The following is a 19,936-nucleotide window of genomic DNA, read 5'->3' on the forward strand; positions in this document are numbered from 1 at the left end:
TTCTCTATTCCGCTCACAGGGATGAGAGAATAATTGTTGCCAAAAAAGAAATAAAGTTTACTATTATTAAGTTGACTGACGTAATTTTATTACATATAATGAAAACGGAAACACAATGAATATTTCTACTATTCTCGAATCCCAAATGGGGGGCGATGACTTGAATCAACCAGCAAATTTACTAGATTATCGCACAAAGAGTGAACATCTGCTCATTGGCCTTATGTCTGGCACATCCCTGGATGGAATTGACGCAGCATTGGTTGCGATTCGCACTGATGAGCAAGGAGAGATTGCTGACGTTACACTCCGCGATTTTTTCTATATGCCATATTCAGAGGATCTGCGTGAATGGGTGATGAGCCTGTGCAGTGTCGAGACTGCCAGACTGGATCAGCTCACAGCTGTGCACTATGGATTATCCGAGTGGTATGCGCATGCGGTCGAGCAGTTGATCAAGCAGGCCAATGTAACAGCTGAGGAAGTCGATGCTGTTTGCACGCATGGTCAAACGATTTGGCATATCGCAGGACGTACACCGTTTCCAGGACCTACGGGAATGACTGAGGTTAGAGCATCCCTGCAAATCGGCGAGCTGTCTACACTGGCGGAACGCACAAGAATTCCGGTGGTAGGAAACTTCCGAGCCCGAGATCTGGCGGCGGATGGCGAAGGTGCACCGCTCGTGCCGTATGCGGATTACATCTTGTTCCGTGACCCTCAAAAAGGAAGGCTTTTGCAAAATATCGGCGGGATTGCAAATGTCACGGTACTTCCTGCTGGAGAGAGTATTGAAAAAGTCGTTGCATTCGACACAGGGCCTGGTAACATGATCATGGATCAAATCGTACAGGTCATGACCAAGGGACGATTGCGCTACGATGCAGGGGGAGAAATTGCAGGGAGTGGCACCGTTTCACAAGAGCTGCTGGACCGTCTGCTGCAAGACCCGTATTACCAGATCCAACCGCCAAAAAGCACAGGTCGGGAAGTATACGGAAAAGCTTTTGCACAGGAGCTGCTGGCCCAAGCGACACAGCTCGGCATCAGTCAAGCTGATTTGCTGGCTACCGTTACTGCCTTGACCGCTACTTCTATAGCTAATGCGTACAAGCAATTCGTTTTACCAACTACCAAAGTGGAGGAAGTGATTGTCTCCGGTGGAGGCGCTCATAACCAGACTCTTCTTCGCATGCTGCAAGATCGATTGCCGGCAGAAATAACCGTCACGACGACACAGCAATTCGGCATGCCGGATGACGCGAAGGAAGCAGTTGCTTTTGCCATTTTGGGCCATGAGACACTAATGGGACGTCCTTCCAATGTTCCTTCTGTTACAGGAGCGAAAAGGGCCGTACCGTTAGGAAATATATGCTTTTAACTAGAATACTGTAGGGGGTACCATCGTGAAAAAACGAGTGTTGGCAGGCTTTTTCCTATCTTTATCCCTCATGCTTTCCGCCTGTTCCGGTGGAGGAACTGCTCCGGCTGACCAAGCCAAGCCAAAAGACGGACAAGCTGCTTCGGCAAAAACGGAGCTGATTGTTGCTGCTGAGCAGGAGCCAGTGGGCTATGACCCGCACAAGGTTCCAGCGGCATCCAGTGTGCGTGTGTATGCACTGATTTATGACAGCTTGACCAAGCTGGATGACAACATGGAAATCGTTCCGAGCCTGGCAGAAAAATGGGAGATTGCACCGGATGGCAAAACCATCACCATGTTCCTGCATGCAGGTGTGAAATTCCACAACGGCAAAGACATGACAGCTGAAGACGTAAAATACAGCTTCGAGCGCATTCTGAACCCAGATACGGGAGCGATCGCAAAATCGTACTTCTCTTCCGTAGAATCTATTGAAGCAAAAGATGCGACGACTGTCGTATTCAAGCTGAAAAATGCAGATGCAGCGTTCATCGCAAACACAGCGAGTGCGTATGCTTCTATCGTTCCAGCAGGATCTACTGACCTGACCAAGGAAGCAATCGGTACAGGGCCATTCAAATTGGAAAAGGCTGAGTCTGGCCAGTATGTTCTTCTGAAGAAAAATGCGGACTACTTCAATAAAGACTTGCCAAAAGTAGAAACTATCAAATTCCAAATCATGAAGGATGAAGCAGAGCGTCTGGCAGCAATGCGCTCCGGCAAAATCGACGTAAGTGTGATTTCTGCTGACTCCGCGAAGCTTTTGGAAGGCAAGCCTGGCGTACAGGTGAAAAACTATCAATCCCTCGAGTACAGCTACCTGGGTATCAACGTGAACAAAAAACCGTTTGACAACCCAAAAGTTCGTGAAGCGATCAGCTATGCGGTTGACCGTAATCAAATCGTTCAAACCGTATGGAAAGGCGAAGCGGCTCTGACTGGACCAATCGCACCTGCGCTCACAAACTGGGCAGTAGATACAGCTTCTTACCCAAGCTACAAAACCGATGTAGAAAAAGCAAAGGCATTGCTGGCTGAAGCAGGCTTCCCGAATGGCTTCGAAACCCAGATTGAAACAGCAGCTACGTACCCAGACATGGTAGAAACAGCACAAGTGATCCAGCAACAGCTTAAGGCAATCGGTATCAATGCGAAAATCAACCAGCTTGAGTGGGGTAACTACATTGATACATGGAAATCCAAAGATATGAACCTGATGGTTGGACGCAACACTTCCGGTGTAGATGCTGACCGTTCCATGCGCTTCTTCTTCTCTACAACTGGCTCTGCTAACGTTTGGAACTACTCCAATCCGGCATACGACGAGCTGGTAGCAAAAGCACTCTCCACAGTAGATCAAGCAGAACGCAAAAAACTGTACGAAGAAGCACAAATGATGCTGGTTCAAGACGCACCGAACCTGTTCCTGGCTTCTCCGAAAAACTACTATGCTGTTCGTGACAATATCGACTTCACACCGACAGCAGCAGGTGAAGTGTACTCTCTGACCAAAACATCTATCAAGTAATAGTACGAGTTATTTACGGCTCCGCCAGTTGCTAGGCGGAGCCAAGTTTCTAAATATGGAGGGAAAAAAAGTGGGGTCTTATCTACTTAAACGCGTCGCCAGCTTGATTCCCATCCTGTTTGGCATTTCCGTATTGGTCTTTACGATCCTGCACTTGGTGCCAGGTGATCCAGCCTCTATCATGCTGGGGACCAATGCCACACCGGAAGCGATTGCGGCTCTGAATAAAAGCATGGGTCTGGACCAACCATTGCTGAGTCAATACATGAGTTGGATTACAGGAATGCTGCAAGGGAATTTCGGGGTATCTGTTCATACTGGCGAAGATATTTTGCCGCAGATCCTCAAACGTTTTTCAATCACATTGCAACTGACAGTATTTGGCGTTTTGATCGGTTGGGCATTGGCGATCCCGTTTGGTATTTTGTCGGCGATTCGCGCCCATTCCAAAACAGATATCGTCGTACGTGTTGCCACATTATTAGGAATTTCTGTACCGAATTTTGCGATTGGAACACTGCTTTTGCTGGGCTTTTCCCTCTATTTCGGCTGGTTCCCGCCAATTGATGTTGTCAGCTTCTGGGAAGACCCGGTAGAGGCTTTCAAAGTCTTTATTTTGCCAGCGATAACGATGGGAATTGTAGTAGCGGCAGGTGTCATGCGGATGACACGTTCTGCTTTTTTAGAAACGATGGACAAAGATTTTATTCGTACGGCGCGGGCAAAAGGAAACAGCCAATGGACCATCGTGATGGGCCATGCGTTTCGTAATTCCTCCATTCCGATTGTTACGATTGCGGGAATGCAAATCGGATACCTGCTTGGCGGGTCCGTTATCGTAGAGCAGCTGTTTTCGATTCCTGGCCTTGGCCAGTACATTCTGGAGGGTATTTATCAGCGTGATTATCCGGTGGTGCAGGGAGGCGTGCTTTTCGTCGCTCTGGTATTTGTCCTGGTCAATCTGCTCATCGACCTGATCTATACCTGGATTGATCCGCGTATCAAGTATTGACAAGGGGAATGCGACATGAGCACTTTTCGTAAGCGTTTTTTGACGAATAAAACAGCCGTCTTCTGCTCCATATTGCTGGCATTGCTTTGCTTGACAGCAGCGCTGGCACCGGTCTTGGCTCCGCATGACCCAACTGAAATGTTTCAGGACCATCGGATGGAAGGCAGCTCTGGTGATTTTTTGTTAGGAACTGACCAGTTTGGGCGCGATCTTTTGAGTCGAATTATTTATGGAGCGCGCGTATCGCTGGTTGTCGGGATTTCTGCCGTACTGGTTAGCGTGGCCTTTGGTACATTGTTTGGTTTGATTGCAGGGTACTTCGGTCGTTGGATCGATGGCTTCATTATGCGTGTCATGGACGTGCTCTTTGCCTTTCCGGAAATTTTGCTGGCATTGGCGATTGTGGCCGCACTTGGACCTGGTACGTTCAACACGATTATGGCGATCGGTATTGTGAATATCCCGATCTTTACACGCACAGTGAGGGGCGCTGTCCTCTCGATCAAAAACCTCGAATACGTAGAAAGCGCCAGAGCTATTGGGGCGAGCACAAAGCGTATTTTGTTCCTGGAAATTTTTCCGAACGTAACAGCACCACTGCTGGTTCAATCCTCGCTCGCAATCTCGGGTGCCATTTTGACCGAATCGGCGCTCAGCTTCTTGGGACTTGGTATCCAGCCGCCAGACCCTTCATGGGGTGGCATGATTTCCGAAGCACGTCGTTACATGGAGCTTGCTCCTGGCATGATTATTTGGCCATGTATCGCCATGACGGTGACAATTCTGGCATGCAATATGTTCGGAGACGCGATTCGCGACATTCTGGACCCACGTCATCGGAGTAAGTAAGGTAGCCCAAAAAGGATTTACAGCGTGGAGGAGAAGCAATGAATACAGAGCAGATCAGGGAACGTATAGAACGTAGCTTGGATAGCGGCATTCACCAGGGAATATTTCCAGGGGGCGCAGTCAGTGTTCTGCGAGGGGGCAAGTCAGCCCTGACCGTTTGCAAGGGCATGACAGGAAACGGTCCCGATGCTCAGCCTGTAGATATTCATACCGTGTACGATATGGCTTCTTTGACAAAAGTGATGGTTACGCTGCCGCTGATCCTCATCAGTGTGCAGGAAGGCAAGCTCTCGTTAACAGATTCGGTTATGACCTACCTGCCTGAATTGGCAGAAGGAGAGGACAAAGAGAGCAAAGAGAAGATCAAGGTGATTCACCTCTTGACCCATACATCCGGTTTACCAGCGTGGCGTCCCTTCTTTTTGTTCGGAGCGGGCAAGAGTGAGTATCTTCGCCTGATCGCTCATGAACAAATGACAGATGCTCCGGGGCGGGCTGTTATCTACAGCGATCTAGGATATATGCTGCTCGGCTTTCTGCTCGAACGAATTTGGGACGAAGAACTGGATACACTCGCCAAACGGCTGATTTTTCAACCGAGCGGGATGATGCAATCGAGTTACGTGCCGCAGGCGCAAGCTGGCAGTGCTGAATGGACGATTGCCCTGACGGAAAAAGGCAACTCCTTTGAGCGCAATATGGCAGCGGGCTATATGGCGGAGCTGTCAGCAGGACAACCACTCTTTGAAAAGGAATGGAAACAAAAACTGGCCAGCTATAACTGGCGAAAAGGCATCATCAGTGGAACCGTACACGATTGCAATGCTTACTATGGTCTCGGAGGCATCAGTGGGCATGCCGGACTGTTTTCCACCTTGGCTGATACAGAGCGCTACATGCAGATATGGACGACAAACGATGCTCCTGTGAGCATTGATCCTACGTTATTTTCATTGTCCACTCGCTCACTCACAGACCCGTCTGTACACCGCAGAGGGTTGGGCTGGATCGTTTCCTCTACAGGTGGATCACTCGAGCAAATCGCCGCAGGCTGTACCGGAGGAGATGTGGTATCAGCGAGCGGTTTTGGGCACACAGGCTTTACCGGCACGTCAATCTGGTCAGACCCGGCCAGAGAAGTGACCATTCTTACGCTGACCAATCGCGTGCATCCAGAGGTAAGTCCATTGATTGGTTCCTGGAGGCTCGCTCACCATAACCAGATTTTTTCAGGCTTCAAAATTGTCGGCACATCCTAATGAAAAGGGGGAGTACCCATGGCAGCAATGCTTACGATCAAAGATTTGCGAACATCTTTTAAACAAGCAGGCAAAAAACTGACCGTGATCGAGGGCGTCAGCTTGAGCGTCGAACCGGGAGAAACCGTCGGGGTGGTCGGCGAATCAGGATGCGGCAAAAGCGTGACCAGCATGTCGATCATGCAGCTATTGGGACGAAATGTAGAGATGACAGGCAGCATCCGTTTTCAGGAGCAAGAGCTGCTTTCGCTTTCAGATAAACAAATGCAAGCAATCCGCGGGAATCAGGTTGCGATGATCTTTCAGGAGCCGATGACTTCCCTTAACCCTTTGCATCCGATCGGCAAGCAGATCAGTGAGCCGTTGCGACGTCACCTGGGCTTGTCCAAGCAAGAAGCAAAAGACAAGACGGTTCAGCTTCTAGGGCAAGTAGGTATTCCGCGTGCGGAGGAAATTTTCTCGGAGTACCCGCACCAGCTGTCTGGGGGTATGCGTCAGCGTGTGATGATTGCGATGGCGATGTCTTGTTCACCCAAGCTGTTGATCGCCGACGAGCCGACAACGGCATTGGACGTGACCATTCAGGCGCAAATATTGGAATTGATGAAAAAGGTGCGTAACGAACAAGGCACTTCGATCCTGCTCATCACACATGATCTCGGAGTCGTCGCGGAAATGTGTCATCGCGTCATCGTGATGTACGCTGGACAAATTGTTGAGGAAGCCACAGTGGGACAGCTGTTCGATGATCCGAAGCATCCATACACCAGAGGACTATTAAAGTCCATGCCGAGTGTCAACATCAATCAGGAGCGTCTGGACGCCATTCCGGGTGCGGTTCCACTGCTTAGCGAGATGCCTGCGGGCTGTCGGTTTGCGCCACGCTGCGCTTCTGTGATGGACATTTGCCGCGAGAAAAATCCTGAGCTGCTGCCTGTCTCAGACACGCAAAAGTGCCGGTGCTGGCTGTATCGTGAGGAGGAAGGACAATGACAAAACCATTGCTCGAAGTCAACTCGCTGACCAAGCATTTCAAAAGCAAGCAAGGTTTTTTCGGTCAGGAGAAGGTCGTGCGCGCTGTAGATGGTGTCAATCTGACCGTTTATCCTGGTGAAACCGTGAGCATTGTGGGTGAGTCTGGCTGTGGGAAATCGACTACGGGTCGCTGTATCTTGCGCTTGATTGAGCCGACTGACGGAGAAATTTTGTTTGAGGGTCAGGATATTCGCAAATTGAACGAAGCTGAGCTGCGCCGTGCCAGACGAAATATGCAGCTTGTTTTTCAGGACCCGTTTGCATCGCTCAATCCTCGCAAGACGATCGGCCAGCTATTGGAGGACCCGCTCATTATCCACGGAATCGGTACCCCGGCAGAGCGCCGCAAGCAGGTCGAAGAGATGATTGGCATCGTCGGGCTATCCAAGCAGCAGCTGGACAGATTTCCGCATGAATTTTCGGGAGGACAGCGCCAGCGGATCGGGATCGCACGGGCATTGATTTTACGTCCGAAGCTGATTATTGCCGATGAGCCAGTATCAGCGCTGGACGTGTCCATTCAGGCGCAGATCCTGAATCTGATGCAAGATTTGCAAAAGGAATTCAAGCTCACCTATTTGTTTATTTCTCATGACCTCAGTGTCGTTCGCCATATATCCGACAGGGTGGCTGTCATGTACTTGGGCAAAGTGGTTGAGGTGGCTGACAAGCATTCGCTGTATGAGAAGCCAACCCATCCGTATACACAGGCTTTGCTCTCGGCAGTACCTGTCCCTAATCCGCACCTGACGACTCAGAGAATTATTTTAGAGGGAGATCTGCCTAGTCCTGCAAATCCGCCATCTGGCTGCACATTCCATCCACGCTGCCGCCATTGTATGGAGATTTGCAAAACGGTTGCTCCTGCAGCTAAAGAAGTGACAGCTGGCCATTATGTTTCTTGCCATCTGGATCACGCGTAAGAAAAAAGGCTGCTAGTACATTAAGAGGAGGTTCGTCAGAGCATGAAGCTGGAGAACTTGCAACAATTAACGACTGAAGGAAAAAACGAAAGCTCCAAGGACCTGGATCGGTTGAGTGCCCGGGGCATCGTACAAATGATGAATGATGAAGATAAAAAAGTTCCCTATGCAGTTGAGCGTGTATTGGATCACGTATCTGAAGCGGTAGAAGTAATCACACACGCACTGGAGAACGGAGGAAGACTCTTTTATTTCGGAGCAGGTACGAGTGGACGTCTGGGAATCTTGGACGCTTCCGAGTGCCCTCCTACCTTTGGGACAGACCCGGAGCTGGTTCAGGGCATCATTGCGGGTGGTCCATCAGCAATGATTCGTGCGGTAGAAGGCGCGGAGGATTCCTTTGAGCTGGGACAAGAGGATATCCACAAGCACGGAGTGACCAAAGCAGACGTTGTTGTTGGTATTGCGGCTAGCGGCAGAACCCCCTATGTACTCGGCATATTGGCTGAAGCACAGAGTATCGGGGCCAAAACGATTGCGCTATCCTGCAACCAGCCATCTTTTATCAACAAAGGTGTAGATGTAGCGATCAATGTTGTGGTCGGCCCTGAGGTGTTGACCGGATCAACGAGACTCAAGGCAGGGACAGCCCAAAAGCTGGTGCTCAACATGCTCACAACAGCAACGATGATTAAACTGGGCAAGGTGTATGGAAATCTGATGGTGAATGTGCAGGCGACCAATCTCAAGCTGAAAGAACGCGTAAAGCGGATTGTCATGGAAGTGACCGGTGTGAGCTACGCCGAAGCAGAGCGTTTGTCCGAGCTGGCTGAAGGAGACGCCAAGACAGCGATCCTGATGAAATTGACTGGTGCGAGCAGGGAAGAAGCAATGCGTCTGTTGAATGTAACCAATGGAAGAATTCGGGAAGCGATTCAGCAGTTCGGTTAAACGTTTGTAGCCAAATCATTTCGATTTCACAGGGAGGAGGGATTCCCATGTTGTCAGAATCGATACGCTCCGAGCTTGTAGCCATCGTCGGAGAAAAACATTGTCTCGATCGGCAGGAATCGCTGGTTGCCTATTCGTATGACGCCACACCGATGCAGCAAGCATTGCCAGACGTCGTGGTTTTGCCAAAAAGTACCGAAGAGGTGCAGCAGGTGATGCGGGTAGCAGCTCATCACCAGATTCCGATTGTGACCCGTGGAGCAGGCTCAAATTTGTGCGGAGGGACAATTCCTGTTAGTGGTGGAATCGTACTTGTCCTCTCCCGGATGAACCAGATTGTGGAGATCGACGAGCAAAACTTGACGATTACCGTTCAGCCAGGGGTGCGGACGGTTGATATTCATCAGGCAGTAGAAGCGCGTGGATTGTTTTATCCTCCAGACCCGGGAAGCATGGTGATTTCGACCATCGGCGGAAATATCGCTCTTAATTCCGGTGGGCTGCGCGGATTGAAATACGGAACGACCAAGGATTATGTGCTCGGGCTGGAAGCTGTGCTGCCAAACGGTGAGATCATTCGCACCGGCGGCAAGCTGATGAAGGATGTAGCCGGATACGATCTGACCAAGCTGCTCGTAGGCAGTGAAGGCACACTGGCGATTATTACACAGGCGATCCTTAAGCTCATTCCCAAGCCACTATCGCAACGGGTCATGCTGGCGATGTTTGCTGATATGGATCAGGCAGCACGCTCGGTTTCGGACATTATTGCCAATCGGATCATCCCGGGAACCTTGGAGTTTTTGGATCAGGGAACGATTCGTGTGGTTGAGGATTTTAAAAAGATAGGTTTGCCAACAGATGTAGCCGCCATTCTTTTGATCGGTCAGGACGGAGAACCTCAGACGGTTGACAAGGATATGGAACGGATCGCAGCCATTTGCGAAAATAACGCAGCGGTTCAGATTAAAGTCGCAACGACACCAGAGGAAGCGGATGACGTTATGACGGCGAGACGCAGTGCACTTGCTGCCTTGTCCCGGATGCGTCCGACAACGATTTTGGAGGATGCGACTGTGCCGCGTGCGCAAATCGCGCCGATGGTTGCTGCTATCCAGGAAATTACGAGCCGTTACGGCTTGCAGATTTGCACCTTTGGTCATGCAGGTGACGGCAATTTGCATCCGACCTGTATGACGGATGCGCGTAACGAAAAAGAGATCGAGCGGGTCGAGCATGCCTTCGAAGAAATTTTTGCCGCAGCAATCGATCTCGGTGGAACGATTACCGGCGAGCATGGTGTTGGAATCGTCAAGGCGCCTTACTTGGAATGGAAAGTGGGAGCAGCTGGCATGGAGGTCATGAAGGGTATCAAGCATGCCTTTGACCCTCACAACCTTCTGAATCCCGACAAGATGTTTGCGAAGCAATCGCGGAACAGAGTGGTGGTTAATCGTGCTTAAAGAAGCGCTCATAAATAAACTGGATTACGATGAACTGTCCAACTGTATGCGCTGCGGCTTTTGCCAGCCAGCGTGTCCGACCTTTCGCGAAACCGGGTATGAGGCAGCCTCGCCGCGTGGGCGCATCGCTCTGATGAAGGCCGTAGCGGATGGTGTGATGGAGCCGGATAAAGACTTTATCGACCAAATGAATCTTTGTCTCGGGTGCCGTGCCTGTGAGCCTGTTTGCCCGGCGGGTGTCCCGTATGGACAATTGATTGAGCAAACGCATGAAGCGATCGAAGACGTACAAGAGCATCCATGGTGGGTAAGCTCGATGCGCAAGGTAGCTTTTACGCATCTGTTCCCTCACCAGAAGCGGATGAATCAGCTAGGTAGCTTGCTGCGTTTTTATCAGCGCTCAGGTCTGCAAAAAACGGTTCGCAAGATGGGTGTCATGCGCATTATGCCAAAGCAATTGCGTGAGATGGAAGCGATCATGCCAGAAGCCTCTGGGAAAGGAACGCGTGAGCTTCTCGGGGCTACAGTGATTCCAGCAGTCGGTGAGAAGGTGATGCGTGTCGGCATGTTCCACGGTTGCATCATGGATGTGCTGTTCAGTGAAACCAATCTCAATACCGTTCGTCTATTGACCGAAGCCGGTTGTGAAGTAGTCATCGCTCCCGATCAGGTATGCTGTGGCGCACTGCATGCGCATAGCGGCGAGCGAGAAGGAGCACGCGAGCTGGCAAGGAAAAATATCGCTGCATTCCGCAAAGCAGATGTAGACATCATCGTCTCCAATGCAGGCGGTTGTGGAGCCTTGCTCCAGGAGTATGATCATCTGCTGGCAGAGGACGATGAGTGGCATGAACAGGCAAAATGGTTCTCTTCACGCGTGAAGGATATCAGTGAGGTATTAAGTGATTTGGTAGAGCCGCAGACATGGCAAGCGCTGCCGCAGCGGGTAACGTATCAATCCTCCTGTCACTTGCGCAATGGAATGAAGGTGACGAAGGAGCCGGTGAGCCTGCTGCAAAGCATTCCTGGTGCCACCTACGTACAGCTTTGTGAAGGCGATCGCTGCTGCGGCTCAGCAGGTATCTACAATCTCGTGCAGCCAGAAATGGCGGGAAGCCTGCTGGATGAAAAGATGGAGCATGTAGCAGCGACCCAGGCGGATATTCTCGTGACTTCCAATCCGGGCTGCCTGCTGCAAATGAAAGCAGGTATCCAGCGTGCTGGTCTGGAAGGAAAGATGGAGGCTGTCCATCTGGTAGATTTGCTGGCGCGCGTGCAGAGTGGAAAAGATGCACAGCTGCAAACAAAATAATCGTGATTGATGACCAGTCCTGGCTAAACCGTGATGAAACCGGAATAGCAAGGGCTTTTTTCTTCCAGCAGGTTCCAGATACTTGAAACGAAATCGGACTGCCAGACGTATAAAAAAGGAGAGATAGAGGGGGAGTGTTATCGATGTTTCAAGAGATAAATGAGCGGCTGGCAGCCAAAAAAGTAGAGCTGCGCCAGAAGCTGCACAGAGAGCATAATAGCAAAAAGCTGAGAGAGCAGCACGAGCAAGAAGTGATCAAGCTCCAAACCCTACATAAAAAGCTCCAGTCTGAACAGCAAGATGTTGATAAGTTAATGGGGATGTCCTTTGGTGCATTTTTTTATAGCCTGATTGGAAAAAAGGATGAAAAGCTCTCAAAGGAAAAAGAAGAGCTGCTACAGGCGAAAATCAAATACGAAGCAGTGCTTGCCACTGTCAAGGACTTGGAAGAAGAAATGGCGACGACAAAGGAGCAGCTCTCTCGCATGTCAGACGTGGAAAGCGAGTACGCGGACCTATTGCTGCAAAAGGAGCGATTGATTCAGGCAAAGCGCCCCGATCTGGTGAGGGTGCTAAGAGAATACAGTGAGCAGCAATCACAGCTCGAAGCAAGCCAAAAGGAATTGGACGAAGCACTTGAAGCGGGACGAGCAACGATACAGCATTTGGATAAAGCGATCGACAAGCTGAAATCGGCAAGCTCCTGGGGAGCGTGGGATATGCTCGGTGGAGGAGCAGTGTCCACCTATATCAAGCACAGTAGGATTAACGAAGCTCGTGACGCAGTCCATGAGGCGCAAAAAAGCCTGCGTAGATTTGAGCGGGAGCTGTATGACGTCCAGCGCGAAAGCCGAATTCAGATCGACATTGGCGAAATGCTGACCTTTGCGGACTTTTTCTTCGACAACATCATTACCGATTGGATTGTTCAGGATCGTATTTCCACATCGCTGCAGCAAGCGAAGGATAAAATGGAGAAGGTCATAAAACTGCAGGATGAGCTGCTAGTGGAAAGGAAAGTGGTGGAGACAGAGCTGGGTGATATTCGCCACAAATCACTTGATTTGATTGAATATGCTTGATCAACTAGCATGAATATCCAGTAAAAAGACGCGGGCGCTCCCCGCGTTTTTTTCTCATTCAGAAGCAGAATATACGGACAACTAACGGAAATTGCATAGTAAGATGACCGAATGTATGATGATGGAAAGAATTTTTTGAATATTACGCAAAGTTTATGCGGAGGGTAAAAAATAGGGGAGGAAGTGGTAGGGTACGATGGAAATCAGAGTTGCAGTGATAGGTCCTTATGATTTGCTTGACGAGGTATTGTGTATTGCAGCAACGTATCCAGCCTTAGCGGTGCTTCCAATCGGTTACAAAGACGTTCAAGAAGTCAAACATATCGTCCTTCAATGCAAAGATGAGATCGATGTTTTTTTATTTGCCGGTCCGATTCCGTACCAAATCGCTCGTGAGCATATTGGCGATCCGAAGCCTATGGTTTATTTGCCCTACAATGGAACGAGCCTTTACCGTGTATTCTTTCAATTACTGAGAGAAAGCGGCACCCTTTTTTCTGAAAGGCGTTTGCGCTTTAGCATCGACGTTTTGAATTTGGAAGAGGTGGAGCAGAGATTGGATGAGCTATCGATCCATGTCGATCACATGTATGCGATGGAATATCAGCTCAATCAGCGCGCAGAAGACATTCTTCGGTTTCATTACGATTTGTGGACAAGCAAAAAGGTGGATGCGATTTTTACTTGTGTGGCCTCTGTTTATTGGGAGCTGACGCGACTTGGAGTCCCCTGCTATCGGGTTACTCCTACGAAAACAACGATTCAGGATGGCTTACAGCGAGCGCAAATCGAAGGAAGGAACTTTCAGTTAACGGACACGCAAATCGCGATAGGCATCATTAATATCGAAAATATCGTGAAAAAGTGGAGTGCCTCCGAATACGAGCTGCAGCGCAAAAAAATCGCGATTCAAGAAATTTTGATCGATTACGGGGAAGAAATTCAGGCATTAATGAATTGGCCGGATCGAAATGAGGTCATCTTTGTTACGACTCGCGGGGTAATCGAGCGAACGACAAGCATGTTCACCCGCTTTCCCCTTTTGGAGAGAATTGACCACCGCTTAAATATATCCGCCAGTATCGGAATCGGGTTGGGACGTACCGCGAACGAGGCGCAGAGCAAAGCCTCGGAAGCACTGTCAAAAGCAAAACTCGGTGATGGCGGAAGCTGCTTTATCGCTATGCACGACGGAAATGTGGTCGGTCCGCTTGGGAAAGAATTTCATCTGGCATACTCCCTCCGAAGCAATGACCCGCAGCGATTGAATGCTGCACGCAAATCAGGCCTTAGTATCGGAACGATAAACAAACTCATCTCGTTTTGCCAAAATTATGGGAGCTCACAAATTACCGCCGCAGATTTGGCCAATCGATTTGGCGTTTCATTACGCAGTGCCAGGCGGATTCTGAGCAAGCTAGAGCAAAGTCAGCTAGCTGAAATCATTGGCGAAGAGCAGCCGCTCTGTAAAGGAAGGCCCAGGCAAATGTATGAGTTGAAATTGCAAATGTGAAACACTGATTTTGCGATTGGATACCGCACTCAATTTATGCAAGGAGGGGCAAGCGTATATGGGGGGCTACTTGTTAAAGCGAATCGTGTCATTACTGCCTGTGCTTTTTGTGGTAGCAATTGTGGATTTTATTATTATTCACCTGACGCCGGGCGATCCTGCTTCTGTCATGCTAGGGTCACAAGCAACGGAAGAGGAGCTGGCAAATTTACGGGAGCAGCTGGGCTTGACGCTTCCCATATACACTCGGTTTTTTCAATGGATAATCGGTATCCTGCAAGGAGATTTAGGCTGGTCGATCTTTATGGATATGCCTGTAACTGAGGCAATTTCGGAGCATTTGGGGCCGACACTTTCCTTGACGATTCTGGCAGAGATCATCGCGATTTTGTTTGCGATACCACTTGGGATAATGGCAGCCAATAGACGAGGCTCCTGGATGGACCAATCCTTTATGACATTTGCCATGCTCGGCATTTCGCTCCCGAGCTTCTGGATCGGGTTGAATTTGATCTTGCTTTTCGCCGTCCAGTTTAACTGGCTGCCTGCTGCGGGCTATCAGCCGCTATCCAGCGGGATTGTCAACCATTTGAAATACTTGATCATGCCAGCCGTTTCACTGGGCATTATGCAAGGAGCGCTGATCGCTCGTATGACCCGATCTTCAATGCTGGAGGTGCTGGGTGAAAACTATATACGTACAGCCGAAGCGAAAGGCTTGAAGATGTGGATCGTGACGTACAAGCATGCACTACGTAATGCGTTCATCCCGATCCTCACAGTAATTGGGCTATCCTTTGCGACACTCATTGGCGGAGCTGTCGTAACCGAGACGGTGTTCAACATTCCTGGGATTGGCAAATTAATCGTCAACTCTGTATTAAGACGAGATTACGAGGTCATCCAAGGGACCGTACTGATGATTGCGGCTGCATATGTGTTCATCAATTTGATTGTGGATATCTTGTACGCGTACATCGATCCGCGTGTGCGATACGACAAAAGCTAAAGGAGGATGGATGAATGGAAACATCTTCTGTAACGATGGTGGGAACTGGGTCTGCTACACCTCCAATGCATCACGCAAAAATTGTTGTGAACCGCTTCTTTGCAAACCGTTTGGCGGTATCCGGAAGCATCCTGGTTTTACTCATCACCATGATTTGTATCCTCGCTCCTTTGCTCACCTCCTATGATCCAATTGAGATGAATGTACAAGAGCGGTTAAAGCCGCCGAGCACAAGTCACTGGTTCGGCACTGATGAATTCGGAAGAGACGTATTCACCCGGGTTGTATACGGAAGCCGGATATCGATGGGAGTCGGATTCTCGGTTGTCATGATTACTTCGGTTGTCGGGCTGATGTTCGGACTATATTCAGCCTACTATCGAAAGTTGGATAACTTCTTGATGCGGATCAATGACGGTTTAATGGCATTCCCCGCGATTTTACTTGCGATTGCGATTCTTGCAGCGCTTGGACCCAAAATGAGCAATGTCATTATTGCGCTGAGTGTCGTCTATATACCTACCGTCGCCCGTGCAATCCGGTCGGCAGCGATTACCGTGAGAGAACAGACTTATATTGAAGCCATTCGCGCACTCGGTGGGAAGTCGTGGAGAATCATTTGGCTGCATATCGCTCCCAACTGTTTGTCTCCATTGATCGTCCAAGCCACGTTTATTTTTGCGTATGCCGTCATCACCGAGGCGTCACTTAGCTTCTTGGGTGCGGGAACGCCACCGCCAGAGCCAAGCTGGGGAAACATTTTGAATGATGGCAGGACAATCATGAAGCAAGCATGGTGGATGACCGTATTTCCTGGCGTCTCCATCATGATGACTGTTCTTGGACTCAACCTGCTTGGAGATGGTCTCCGTGATCTATTGGACCCACATACAAACAAGGCGAAAAAATAAGCGCTGTCAGCCGGGAAGGGGATGGTTTATGTGCCGCTCTTGGAAGTAAAAAGCTTAAGAACGAGCTTCTCTACAGAGCTCGGGGAGGTAACCGCTGTCGACGGAGTCTCCTTTCATGTGAACGCCGGGGAAACAGTCGGACTGGTTGGGGAGTCGGGTTGCGGGAAAAGTGTTACATCCTTATCGATCCTGAGATTGTTCCGTAAGCATAGTGGAACAAAGCTGGGAGGCGAAATCTTTTTTGAGCAAAAAGAGCTGCTCACATCGTCCATGAATGAGCTTCAAGAGATTCGCGGCAACCAAATCTCTATGATTTTCCAGGACCCTATGAGCTCTCTCAATCCCGTGTACACAGTAGGCAATCAGATCAGTGAGTCGATTATGCTGCATCAAAAATTGTCCAAGAAAGAGGCGTTTGAGAAAACGATCGAAATGCTTTCATTGGTCGGGATACCCTCTCCAGAAAAAAGAGTAAACGACTATCCGCATCAGCTGTCAGGAGGGATGAGGCAACGCGTGATGATCGCGATGGGGCTGTGCTGTCACCCGAAGCTGTTGATTGCGGACGAGCCAACGACAGCGCTGGATGTTACGATTCAGGCGCAAATTCTTGACTTGATGAAAGGTTTGCAAGAGCAATTGCAGATGGGAATTATGCTTATCACTCACGACCTGGGTGTAGTTGCGGAGGTTTGTGATCGCGTTCTCGTGATGTATCTGGGGCAAATCGTAGAGGAAGCGACTGTGGAGATATTGTTTGAGAATCCAAAGCATCCGTATACGATCGGTCTGATGAAATCGATTCCGACAATTGACGGAAAACGGGGAGAAAAGCTGCATGTGATTGAAGGGATGGTCCCGTCTTTGCACCAGATTCCGGCAGGCTGTCGTTTTGCCCCAAGGTGTCCGTTTGCCGATGAAAAGTGCAGGCATCATTCACCAGATTTAATTGGGGTGGGTGACGGGCATAAAGTCAGGTGCTGGCACCATGAAAGAATCGGTATAGGGGGAGGGAACGGCATTGCAATTGGAAACCAATGAGGTCAAGGAAACGCCACTCTTGCAAGCATCCAATCTCGTCAAGCATTTCCCGATGAAAAGAGGCTACTTCGGAGAAAAATCCTACGTAAAAGCGGTCAGCGACCTTTCCTTGACGATCTACCAAGGTGAAACATATGGACTGGTAGGAGAATCAGGATGTGGAAAAAGTACCACAGGCCGCATGATCCTGCGCTTGCTTGAACCGACGTCAGGCAGTGTACGCTATCGGGGCAAAGAAGTGACCCATTTTTCTGAGGAAGAACTGAGAAGCATCCGAAAAGAGATGCAGATCATTTTTCAAGATCCATACTCGGCACTCAATCCCCGTAAAAAAATTGGAAAAGCCATTCAGGAGCCAATGAGTATCTACAACATCGGGGATGCGAAACAGCACAAAGAAGCGGTCTTGGAGCTTTTGCGAAAAGTCGGTCTGCAGCCGGAGCATTACGACCGATATCCGCATGAGTTTTCAGGCGGACAAAGACAACGGATCGTGTTGGCGAGGGCACTGGCGGTGCATCCTGCTTTTATCGTTTGTGATGAACCGGTGTCTGCGCTTGATGTATCCATTCAGTCTCAAATCCTTAATCTCCTGGAGCAATTGCAGGAAGACTTTGAGCTTACTTACTTGTTTATCGCACATGACCTTAGTGTTGTCCGCCATATTTCTGATCGTGTCGGTGTGATGTACTTGGGACATTTGGTAGAAGAAGCTCCTACTGATGTTCTTTTCTCCGAGCCGTTGCACCCTTATACCAGGGCATTGCTGTCAGCAGTCCCTGAACCGAATCCAAAGAAAAGAAGAGAAAGGATCGTCCTTTCCGGCGATGTGCCTTCCCCCATCAATCTACCGAGTGGCTGTGTGTTTCATCCGAGATGTCCACAAGCGATCGAGACCTGCAAGAAAGAGGTTCCGATTTTGCGAGAATTAGCCAAACATCATCGTGTCGCCTGTCATCTCATTTAAATAATGGATTTGAAAAGAAGAAAGGAGTAATGACAATGCTGGATATGATCATTCGCAATGGGCAGGTGTATGACGGGACAGGTAATCCGTGGACCTATTTGGATGTGGGAATCAAGAATGGAAGGATCGTCAAGCTAGGCAAGCTCCATGAGCAGGAAGCGAAGGTAGAGATTGACGCAAAAGGATTGGCTGTATCTCCCGGTTTTATCGACACACATGTTCACTCGGACTTGTTGTGCACCAAGCCGGACATTCACAAAATAAAAGTACTCCAGGGCGTAACGATGGAGCTGCTCGGTCAAGACGGCATTTCTGTTGCACCAGTCACTGACCAGACGAAGCCGTTATGGCAAAAGCAGCTCCGCGGATTGAACGGAGACATCGGAGAGTGGCCGTGGCATTCGATTGAGGAATATCTCGATTTTTTAAGCGAATCTGCTTTAGCGGGCAACGTTACCTATCTGGTTCCGCATGGTGCTGTCCGGACACTGGTGATGGGGTTTGAAGGACGCAGAGCTACAAATGAGGAAATGCAAAAAATGCGGGAGCTCGTAGAAGAAGGAATGCGCCAGGGGGCAGTCGGGCTATCCTCAGGACTTATCTATCCACCGAATCTCTATTCATGCAAAGAAGAGCTGATCGAAATATGTAAAGGTGCTGCCAAATACGATGGCTGCTTCGTCGTCCACATGCGCAATGAAAGCAACCACATCCTCGAAGCGATTGACGAGATGCTTGATGTGGCTCGCGGCTCGGGTGTTCGTCTCCATATTTCTCACTTCAAAGTCATTGGGCGAAGAAACCGCGCCAGCTTTCAAAAGGCACTCGAAAAAATGGATCAGGCTCGGGCTGAAGGAATTGAGGTTACATTTGACCAATATCCGTACACCGCCGGCTCGACGGTACTGCACGCTTTGCTGCCTCCATGGATGCATGACGGGGGAACGGAAGAGCTGCTTGCCAAATTAAAGGACGAGGATATTCGCAGCAAGATCAAAGCTGACTTTGACCACAACCATGATTTTGAAAACTGGGTGGAGAGTTGTGGCTGGGGAAATATTGTCATCGCCTCCGTGACAACCGAGAAAAACCGCGCAGCAGAAGGAAAAAATCTGCTTCAGATCGCGGCTATGCGGGAAACATCGCCTGCTGATGCGGTCTTTGACCTGCTCTTGGAAGAAAATGCGGGGGTCACAATGGTTATTTCCTGGGGAGAAGAAGCGGATATCACCAATGCTCTGGGACATCCGTTGCAAATCGTCGGGTCGGACGGAATCTTTGGAGGAAAACCGCATCCCAGACTATACGGAACCTTCCCGCGAATACTTGGACGCTTTGTCCGCGAACAACAGATTCTCACGATGTCAGAGGCGATTCGCCATATGACGGGCGCCCCTGCTCAATTGCTCCGATTAAAGGACAGAGGATACATCGCTGAAGGGTACTGGGCTGATATTGTGATTTTTGACCCGAACACAGTGGCGGATCAAGCGACATATGAGGAACCGCTTCTTGAACCGATCGGTATCCACTATGTGCTTGTGAATGGAGAAATGGCTGTGAACAACTCGATTTTTACTGGCAAGACGGCAGGAAAAGTGATTCGTAGGGAAGAGATCAGCTTGAAAATTACCTGAGTATTCGAATAAAGATAGGGG

General features: G+C 49.5%; 17 protein-coding genes. All 17 read left to right on the forward strand.

All coding sequences use genetic code 11. From position 1 onward, the window contains the following. Positions 1–160 precede the first annotated feature (160 nt). Positions 161–1,381: an anhydro-N-acetylmuramic acid kinase gene (locus tag ADS79_RS06285; protein ID WP_049737555.1), complete on the forward strand. Its 1,221-nt coding sequence runs from the start codon at positions 161–163 to the stop codon at positions 1,379–1,381. Between the two features lie 25 nt (positions 1,382–1,406). Beyond that, positions 1,407–2,951 carry an ABC transporter substrate-binding protein gene (locus tag ADS79_RS06290; protein WP_049737556.1) on the forward strand — a complete coding sequence of 515 codons (1,545 nt, stop codon included), beginning with the start codon at positions 1,407–1,409 and terminating at the stop codon, positions 2,949–2,951. Between the two features lie 70 nt (positions 2,952–3,021). Then, a complete protein-coding gene (locus tag ADS79_RS06295; RefSeq protein WP_049737557.1) occupies positions 3,022–3,963 on the forward strand; it encodes an ABC transporter permease in 942 nt (313 codons plus the stop codon). A 15-nt stretch (positions 3,964–3,978) separates the two neighbouring features. Next, positions 3,979–4,812, forward strand: a complete 834-nt coding sequence (locus tag ADS79_RS06300; RefSeq protein WP_049737558.1) for an ABC transporter permease — start codon at positions 3,979–3,981, stop codon at positions 4,810–4,812. 38 nt (positions 4,813–4,850) lie between these two features. Continuing rightward, entirely contained in the window at positions 4,851–6,071 is a 1,221-nt protein-coding gene (locus tag ADS79_RS06305; RefSeq protein WP_049737559.1) for a serine hydrolase domain-containing protein, read from the forward strand. A gap of 18 nt (positions 6,072–6,089) precedes the next feature. Next, positions 6,090–7,064, forward strand: coding sequence for an ABC transporter ATP-binding protein (locus tag ADS79_RS06310; protein WP_049737560.1), 975 nt, complete (start codon positions 6,090–6,092; stop codon positions 7,062–7,064). Continuing rightward, on the forward strand, positions 7,061–8,029 hold the full coding sequence (locus tag ADS79_RS06315; RefSeq protein ID WP_049737561.1) for an ABC transporter ATP-binding protein: 969 nt from the start codon (positions 7,061–7,063) through the stop codon (positions 8,027–8,029). Before ADS79_RS06310 ends, ADS79_RS06315 begins: the two co-directional genes overlap by 4 nt. A 42-nt stretch (positions 8,030–8,071) precedes the next feature. Beyond that, positions 8,072–8,980 carry an N-acetylmuramic acid 6-phosphate etherase gene (murQ, locus tag ADS79_RS06320; RefSeq protein WP_049737562.1) on the forward strand — a complete coding sequence of 303 codons (909 nt, stop codon included), beginning with the start codon at positions 8,072–8,074 and terminating at the stop codon, positions 8,978–8,980. A 47-nt stretch (positions 8,981–9,027) separates the two neighbouring features. Further along, positions 9,028–10,443: an FAD-linked oxidase C-terminal domain-containing protein gene (locus tag ADS79_RS06325; protein WP_049737563.1), complete on the forward strand. Its 1,416-nt coding sequence runs from the start codon at positions 9,028–9,030 to the stop codon at positions 10,441–10,443. Next, on the forward strand, positions 10,436–11,755 hold the full coding sequence (locus ADS79_RS06330; RefSeq protein WP_049737564.1) for a (Fe-S)-binding protein: 1,320 nt from the start codon (positions 10,436–10,438) through the stop codon (positions 11,753–11,755). Before ADS79_RS06325 ends, ADS79_RS06330 begins: the two co-directional genes overlap by 8 nt. Before the next feature lie 143 nt (positions 11,756–11,898). Then, a complete protein-coding gene (locus tag ADS79_RS06335; protein ID WP_049737565.1) occupies positions 11,899–12,837 on the forward strand; it encodes a hypothetical protein in 939 nt (312 codons plus the stop codon). Between the two features lie 196 nt (positions 12,838–13,033). Further along, a complete protein-coding gene (locus tag ADS79_RS06340) occupies positions 13,034–14,350 on the forward strand; it encodes a helix-turn-helix domain-containing protein (protein ID WP_049737566.1) in 1,317 nt (438 codons plus the stop codon). A 58-nt stretch (positions 14,351–14,408) separates the two neighbouring features. Then, on the forward strand, positions 14,409–15,359 hold the full coding sequence (locus tag ADS79_RS06345; protein WP_049737567.1) for an ABC transporter permease: 951 nt from the start codon (positions 14,409–14,411) through the stop codon (positions 15,357–15,359). A 14-nt stretch (positions 15,360–15,373) separates the two neighbouring features. Next, positions 15,374–16,270, forward strand: coding sequence for an ABC transporter permease (locus tag ADS79_RS06350; protein WP_049737568.1), 897 nt, complete (start codon positions 15,374–15,376; stop codon positions 16,268–16,270). Between the two features lie 21 nt (positions 16,271–16,291). Then, entirely contained in the window at positions 16,292–17,311 is a 1,020-nt protein-coding gene (locus ADS79_RS06355) for an ABC transporter ATP-binding protein (RefSeq protein WP_049737569.1), read from the forward strand. Positions 17,312–17,363: 52 nt separating this feature from the next. Continuing rightward, on the forward strand, positions 17,364–18,278 hold the full coding sequence (locus tag ADS79_RS06360) for an ABC transporter ATP-binding protein (protein WP_236699929.1): 915 nt from the start codon (positions 17,364–17,366) through the stop codon (positions 18,276–18,278). Between the two features lie 35 nt (positions 18,279–18,313). Next, positions 18,314–19,915: an N-acyl-D-amino-acid deacylase family protein gene (locus ADS79_RS06365; protein ID WP_049737570.1), complete on the forward strand. Its 1,602-nt coding sequence runs from the start codon at positions 18,314–18,316 to the stop codon at positions 19,913–19,915. The last annotated feature ends 21 nt before the right edge of the window (positions 19,916–19,936 follow it).

Origin of the sequence: Brevibacillus reuszeri (assembly GCF_001187725.1) — a bacterium.
GTDB lineage: Bacteria > Bacillota > Bacilli > Brevibacillales > Brevibacillaceae > Brevibacillus > Brevibacillus reuszeri.